General features: G+C 69.1%; 7 protein-coding genes. 4 read left to right on the top strand and 3 right to left on the bottom strand.

Going from position 1 to position 5,274, the window contains the following annotated elements:
* A partial coding sequence (locus E4099_RS28675) for an AraC family ligand binding domain-containing protein (RefSeq protein WP_135342036.1) occupies positions 1–420 on the bottom strand: 420 nt, incomplete at its 3' end.
* A 55-nt stretch (positions 421–475) separates the two neighbouring features.
* On the opposite strand from E4099_RS28675, the gene E4099_RS28670 reads away from it, so the two are divergent.
* The 3 genes from E4099_RS28670 to E4099_RS28660 all read left to right on the top strand — a co-directional run bounded on the left by E4099_RS28670 (position 476) and on the right by E4099_RS28660 (position 3,196).
* Positions 476–1,663: an MFS transporter gene (locus tag E4099_RS28670; RefSeq protein WP_135342035.1), complete on the top strand. Its 1,188-nt coding sequence runs from the start codon at positions 476–478 to the stop codon at positions 1,661–1,663.
* 537 nt (positions 1,664–2,200) lie between these two features.
* Entirely contained in the window at positions 2,201–2,779 is a 579-nt protein-coding gene (locus E4099_RS28665) for an SRPBCC family protein (protein WP_135342034.1), read from the top strand.
* Between the two features lie 153 nt (positions 2,780–2,932).
* Positions 2,933–3,196: a DUF2867 domain-containing protein gene (locus E4099_RS28660; RefSeq protein ID WP_386389005.1), complete on the top strand. Its 264-nt coding sequence runs from the start codon at positions 2,933–2,935 to the stop codon at positions 3,194–3,196.
* 3 nt (positions 3,197–3,199) lie between these two features.
* On the opposite strand, the gene E4099_RS28655 is transcribed toward E4099_RS28660, so the two are convergent.
* On the bottom strand, positions 3,200–3,841 hold the full coding sequence (locus tag E4099_RS28655) for a TetR/AcrR family transcriptional regulator (RefSeq protein ID WP_135342033.1): 642 nt from the start codon (positions 3,839–3,841) through the stop codon (positions 3,200–3,202).
* Positions 3,842–4,246: 405 nt separating this feature from the next.
* On the opposite strand from E4099_RS28655, the gene E4099_RS28650 reads away from it, so the two are divergent.
* Positions 4,247–4,666, top strand: coding sequence for a PaaI family thioesterase (locus tag E4099_RS28650; protein ID WP_135342032.1), 420 nt, complete (start codon positions 4,247–4,249; stop codon positions 4,664–4,666).
* A 182-nt stretch (positions 4,667–4,848) separates the two neighbouring features.
* Here E4099_RS28650 and E4099_RS28645 read toward each other — a convergent pair whose 3' ends face one another.
* Positions 4,849–5,178 carry a hypothetical protein gene (locus E4099_RS28645; protein WP_135342031.1) on the bottom strand — a complete coding sequence of 110 codons (330 nt, stop codon included), beginning with the start codon at positions 5,176–5,178 and terminating at the stop codon, positions 4,849–4,851.
* Between the last annotated feature and the right edge of the window lie 96 nt (positions 5,179–5,274).

The following is a 5,274-nucleotide window of genomic DNA, read 5'->3' as shown; positions in this document are numbered from 1 at the left end:
GTGCAGGGGTTGCTGGGGGGAGGTGGTGAGCTGGTCGAGCATGACGGCGCGCAGGCGCAGGTGGGGCGGGCTGTCGTTGTCGGGGTCGCGGGTGTAGGCGACGATGAGTTCGCGCAGGAGGGGGCTGACGGCGAGGACGGCGGGCTTGTCCAGGCCGAGGGGGTTCTCGGTGGCGGGCAGGCCGACGAGGTGGAGGTCGAGTTCGCCGTGGGCCTGGTGCTGGTGGACGGTGCCGGCGGGAATCCACAGCGCACGGGTGGCGGGGGCGATCCAGGAGCCGGCGTCGGTGGTCACCGCGATGGTGCCGCGGCTGGCGTACGCGATCTGGTGGTCGTCGTGGCGGTGCGCGTCGATCTCGCCGCCGGAGGCCAGGCGTTGGGTTCGGGTCGGCGCGACAGGGGTGTGGCGGATTTCCTGCATGGCCTGTCAATCTATCGAAAGCGCGACATCGGGTGGTCCTCCCAGCATGGGAGGGGTGCGAAGGAATACATCGATCTTGCTGCTGGCCGTGGGGCACGCCTGCGTCGACATCTACCAGGGCGCCATCGCGGCGCTGATCCCGTTCTTCGTGGCCGAACGGGACTACACCTACGCGGTGGCCTCCGGCATCGTGCTGGCCGCGTCCCTGCTGTCGTCGGTGGCCCAGCCGCTGTTCGGGGTGCTCACCGACCGGCGGGCGATGCCGTGGCTGCTGCCGGTCAGCACCCTGCTGGGCGGCGTGGGCATCGCGCTCAGCGGCCTGAGCGGCTCCTACGGGCTCACCCTGTTCTTCGCCGCCGTCTCCGGGGTCGGGGTGGCCGCCTACCACCCGGAGTCCGCCCGCGTGGCCCGGCTGGCCAGCGAAGGCAGTCACAGCGCGATGAGCTGGTTCTCCCTCGGCGGCAACATCGGCTTCGCGCTCGCCCCGCTCATGGTGTCGGCCGCGATCGGGCACGGCTCCTTGAGCTGGACACCCGTCCTGGTCCTGCCCGCGCTCGGAGGCGCCGCCCTGTGCGTACCCGTCCTGCGGTTGCTCGCCCGACCCCAGACCGGCACGTCCAGGACACAGGCGTCCCGGAGCGCGGATGACGTGGTCTCGTTCGTGAAGCTGTCCCTGGCGGTCGTCTTCCGCTCCATCGTTTTCACCGGCCTGAGCACCTTCGTCTCCCTCTACGCCCAACAGCGCATGCAGGGCAGCGCCACCGCGGGGACCGTCGCCCTGTTCCTGCTCTTCCTCGGCGGCGCGGTCGGCTCGGTCCTGGGCGGGTCCCTGGCCAACCGCTACGACCGCGTCCGTGTCTCCCGCTGGTCCTACCTGCTCTCGATCGCCGCCGTCACCGGAGTGATCTACATACCTGGCCCGGCGATGTTCGTCTTCGTGGCCCTCACCTCCGCCGGCCTGTACGTCCCCTTCTCCCTCCAGGTCACCCTCGGCCAGGACTACCTGCCCTCCCGCATCGGCACCGCCAGCGGGGTCACCCTCGGACTCACCGTCAGCATCGGCGGCCTCATGAGCCCCCTGCTGGGACACCTCGCCGACGCCACCACCCTCAAGACAGCCCTCACGCCCCTGATCGCCATGCCCGCCCTGAGCTGGCTCCTCTTCCGCATCCTGCCGGAACCCACCGCCCCCAAGTCCCGAGCCGCCACACCCACGCCCGCATCCGCGCGGCAGGAGGCGTAGGCCCACACGGCCCGATGAGCACGCGTACGGCCCGGCGGACGGACGAGGACGTGCCCGAGCAGGGAACCTGCCGTCCGCCGGTGCGAGTCGACGGATACGGCACGGGAGCGGACAGCGCCCCTGCTAATGCCACGCGGCATAGCTGCGGCTGTCGGCGGCAGCCACCGCGGACGAGCGTGCCCGCACGTTGCGGGCGCGGGCCGAGATCCTGGTGGCGGCCGGTACGTGGCCCGCCCGCCGCCGCGCATCCGCATGGCTCACGCCCCACGCCCGCATGGCTCACGCCGCACGCCCTGTTTGGCGGGATCGCCGGCGCGGTGTCCCTGGCCGCGTCGTCGGGCTGGGGTCCTGCCGCCGCGAACGTCAGGCCTCGCGCGGTGTGGTGGGGCTGACGGCCACAGGGGGTCTGTGAAGCAGCAGGTTCCGGCTGCTTGCGGCGGGCGCCACAGGCAGTCATGGCGAGTGGTCAGGCGGCGAAATGGAGAGTAGCCTCTATATCAATTGGAGGGGTTCCTCTAATATTCTGGAAGGGGCACCATGGCGGTCTTGAACGTCCACGAACGCCCGATCCCGGCGTCATCGGAGCGGGTCGGCGCCCTGATCGACGCTCTGGCCAGCGACGACGACCCGCTTTGGCCGCACCGGGCTTGGCCCAGGATGAGATTGCACCGCGGCCTGCGCGTCGGCTCGCGGGGCGGCCATGGCCCGATCGGCTACACGGTCACGGCTTATGTGCCCGGGCAATGGATAAGGTTCCGTTTCTCGGCCCCGGGTGGCTTCGAGGGGTTCCACGAGTTCACCGTCGTACCCGAGGAATCGGGCGGCACTGTGCTTCGCCACGTCCTCGCGATGCGACTGCACGGCTCTGCCCGGCTCTCATGGCCGCTGGCCTTCCGCTGGTTGCACGATGCTCTGCTCGAGGAGTGCCTGGACCGGGCGGTGCTCGCCTTCGAACCGGCAAACAGCGGCCACCGGAAGCGGGCGCCCTACGTACGCCTGCTCCGTCACCTGGCGCCGCAGACGGCCGCGCGGGCGAAGTGGCCTGCGCCGGAAGCGGAATCGCGTCCGGCCCCGGTAGCGGGTGAAGTGACAGCACCAGTCACGTCCGTGCAGTGACCGGACCCTACAAGGAGGTTTGGAGCGTGCTCCTCCACCGCGTCGACGCTCGTCGTCATGGCAGGTGCCCGATATGAGAATCCCTGCCGAGGCTCACACCTCCATGCCCTGGCGTATCCACAAGATCGCACCGGACTTCCGGATCGAGGACGTGTGGTCGTTACCCATGACGAGTACGCGGCGGAGATGGCCAATACCACCGCACACACCGTGTGCCACCTGAGCCGGGTTCCGGCCGGCGACGGCGGCTACGAACTCCGCATGGCCGCCCTGGACAAGCCAGGCGGCCTGCTCGGGCGGATCTACCTGGCCGATATCAAACCCTTCCGCTACCTGATCATCTACCCGGCCCTTACCCGGCGCTGGGAGAGGGCCTGGCTCAACCGGGACCGAGGAGTGAACGAGGACACGTGGTGATGATCACGAAAGTCGGTCCCGGGCAGACTCGGACCGCTGGACCGATCCGGCGGAGAAGGGACCCGAGGCCAACAGGTCCATCGCGCAGCGCTGGGCCAGATCTTCGACATACAGGGGCATCGGACTGCCCGCGCGCAGATATCGGCGGACCACCGCCAGCGGCAGTTCGACGACTGCCAGCATGACCTGGTCGATGTCCGGCTCGGTGGTCGCACCCAGGCGCTTGGCGAGTTCCGCTACCGCCCCCAGTGCCCGCTCGTGCCCCTTGTCGGCGCGCTGTGTGAACTCCTCCGGCCATTCATCGCGGCCGAAGGACTGCGGCCCGTGCAGCAGCACCGCGGCTTCCTGCGGGTTCTTACGGCTCCAAGCCACGACGTGCCGGGCCGCGGCGGCCCCGGCCCGTAGAGGATCCGGATCGGACCGCAGCGCGGCGAGGTAGCCGTCCTGGAAGCGTTCGACGGTACGCAGCCACAACTCGGCCAGCAGGGTAAGGCGTTGCGGGAAACGGTGGTAGATCGATCCGTTGGGTACGCCACTGGCCTTGGCGATCGCCGACATGGTCACAGCTGCTGGACCTGCGGCAGCCGCGAGCTGCACGGCGGTGTCCAACAGCAGCATCTCGTTGTAGCGGGGTGGTCGGGCCATGAAATAGAGAGTACGCTCCACATCAATTTAGAGCGATCGATCCAGAACATCTGAAGGAGATCCCGGACCGTGCCGCACTTCCATGGGCGCCGGATCGCGGCGCCTCCCGTTCGGTTCCGGCCGGAGCGGTAAGGGATCGCCGCGGAAACAGCGCGCCGCCAGGTGCCCGCCATCCGCGACGACCACTGTCGTTGCGGCCCAAGGGCGCCGTTGGCCGATCTCGCCCCGGCCCATCGGCTACGGCACTGTAGCGACCCTTGCCGGACGAGGCAGGCCTTCGCCGGGTCGGAGAGTCCTGCCGGGCTCTGCCGCGAGCCGGCGCGCGCCGAGGAGGCCCGAGGCCGGCGGCCCGAGTCAGCAGTTGTCCAGAGCCAATCCACCTTCGACAAGAGGTCCGTCCCCTCCATGACATCACTCACGCCCGATCTCCGCCTCGCCCGAAAGATCCTCGACGACCAGCCATTCAGTGTCCTGGTCGGTGCGCGCCTGGAAGTCTTCGAACCGGGCCGCGCGGTCCTGGCCCTCGACATCCACGACGGCCTCAAGCAGCAGAACGGCTTCGTCCACGGCGGCGTCTTGGCCTATGCCGCCGACAACGCGATCACCTTCGCGGCCGGCACGGTGCTGGGACCCGCGGTACTCACCAGCGGTGTGACCATCAGCTATGTACGGCCGGCGGTAGGCGCCACGTTGGAAGCGGAGGCCACCGTGACGTCCAGCGGACGGCGGCAGGCGATTTGCCGGTGCGATATCTACGCCGTGGAGGTGGACGGCGTGCGGACGCTCTGCGCGGTGGCGCAGGGTTCGGTGCTCACCGCGGGGTGAGAGCCTCCGCTCGGGGGAGTCCGCTCGCCGGGTGCCGTCGGAGTCGCCGATGTCCGGGTCCTCATGGCGCGCGGAGGACCGGGAGTGTGGTTCAGGGGTGGACCACACTGGGGAAAGTGGGGGGCGGAAAGCAGAAGGACACACCGATCACGCGGTCGGTGAGTCCTTCTGGGCGGGGTGAGTCAGTGGGAGGAGACGAAGCCCTCTGACTGGTCGAGACGGAATGGAGAGCCGGAGTTCTCGGGAGTCCATCCGTTGGCGCGGGCGGTTCGAATACTCTCAGCGACGTCGGAAGGCAGGACAGGTCTGGCCTGCCTGTCGAACCAGTTGCTTGGATGCGGCTGGTTGGTCGTGATCACCAGCGTGGTGCCGGGAGTCTCGGCGTGTTCGACCGCATAGGTCAGGGGCGACCAGACCAGTCCCTGGTCGTAGGTGGGTCTTCCGCGAAGCCTCCATCGGTAGGTGATGCCGTCGACGGTGATGCGCCGCGACCCCTTCTTCACCAATGCCATGCGCACGTCCTTCCTCAGGGCGAGGCTAGTGAACGGCCACTGGTCATGTCCCACGGGTTTCCTGCGTCCCTGTGGTGATCCCACCCACCCCAGCCC

Origin of the sequence: Streptomyces palmae (assembly GCF_004684805.1) — a bacterium.
Classification (GTDB): domain Bacteria; phylum Actinomycetota; class Actinomycetes; order Streptomycetales; family Streptomycetaceae; genus Streptomyces; species Streptomyces palmae.
The sequence above is the reverse complement of the archived record's forward strand: the minus strand, read 5'-3'. Positions and strand labels throughout refer to the sequence as shown.

Excerpts from the sequence above, each read along its gene's own strand:
- E4099_RS28645 (WP_135342031.1), bottom strand. The coding sequence starts at position 5,178 with ATGGCATTGGTGAAGAAGGGGTCGCGGCGCATCACCGTCGACGGCATC.
- E4099_RS28655 (WP_135342033.1), bottom strand. The coding sequence starts at position 3,841 with ATGGCCCGACCACCCCGCTACAACGAGATGCTGCTGTTGGACACCGCC.
- E4099_RS28650 (WP_135342032.1), top strand. The coding sequence starts at position 4,247 with ATGACATCACTCACGCCCGATCTCCGCCTCGCCCGAAAGATCCTCGAC.
- E4099_RS28665 (WP_135342034.1), top strand. The coding sequence starts at position 2,201 with ATGGCGGTCTTGAACGTCCACGAACGCCCGATCCCGGCGTCATCGGAG.